The 1080-nt window shown below is 62.6% G+C and carries 1 protein-coding gene; it reads right to left on the reverse strand.

Features of this window, described 5'->3' with window-relative positions; translation table 11 throughout:
* Positions 1 to 1064, reverse strand: a 1064-nt coding sequence (locus AC0L2U_RS34690; RefSeq protein WP_473603700.1) for a mandelate racemase/muconate lactonizing enzyme family protein, incomplete at its 3' end; no start/stop codon positions are given.
* Positions 1065 to 1080 lie beyond the last annotated feature (16 nt).

Consider the following 1080-nt stretch of genomic DNA (forward strand, 5'->3'; position numbering starts at 1 on the left):
GGCACGACCCCAAGGCCGGGGCCTTCCGGCAGTTTGATGTGGCCGCCCACGACCTTCACGCCCTTGGAGTCATACGTCCCCTCGATATAGGACCCGGCCAGCCAAACGCCTTCCAGCAGTCGGGGTTGGACCGTGGAGCCGATATGGGTGCAGGCGGCGGCGACGATATCCCCACCCCAAGCGTCGTCGCAGGTATGGGGCATGCTGCGCGCCTCGCAGATGTCACGGAAGGTGGCCATGGCATGCAACCCGCCGATCCGCGTGACCTTCATTCCGAATCCGTCGCAAAGGCCCGTCCCCGCGGCGCGGATGACAGTGGCCAGATCCTCGCCATTCTCGTCGATATAGATGCCGTGATGGATCTGCCCCCGGATCGCGGCGATCTCTTCCAGCGTGTTGCAGGGCTGTTCCATGATGAAGGGGATATCCGGGCATTCCCGCGAAAGCCGCAGGGCGTCACCAGTCGTCAGGCCGCGATTGGCATCGGCGGCCAGACGCACCCCCTTGCCGCGGATCACCTCCCAGACCTTGCGGAGGACGGCTATATCCGCCTCCACCGAACGGCCGCCGATCTTGACCTGCAGGCGCGGATAGCCCTCGGCCACTTTCTCAGCGACGATCCGCACGATGTCGTCGGGCTCGCCCACACCGGTGGCATAGTAAGAGCACACGTTTTCGGTAACTGCCCCACCCAGAAGGTCGGCCACCCGCACTCCATAAGCCTTGCCCATCAGATCATAGCCTGCGATGTCAAAAGCAGCTTTGGCATAGCGATGGCCGTTCAACAGGCCATCCATCTGCCGCCGCAGTAGCAATGGTTGCAGCGGGTTGGCGCCGATCAGCCCCAGGGCCATCTCGGTCAGCGCGGCGCGGGCACCCTTGGCATGGTGCGGCTGGTAGGTTGATCCGACGGGGCAGCTTTCGCCCCAGCCTATGAGGCCTGTGTCGGTGACCAGCTTCACCAGCGTGGTGTCCAGTGACCAGACTTTGGCATTGGCCATAACATAGGGGCCGTTCTTGACCGGCAGATTATGTGCGTAGATGTGAATTTCCGTGATCTTCATGGTTATCTCGCTTTTT

The sequence above is a fragment of the Mesorhizobium sp. WSM4808 genome (assembly GCF_055811675.1).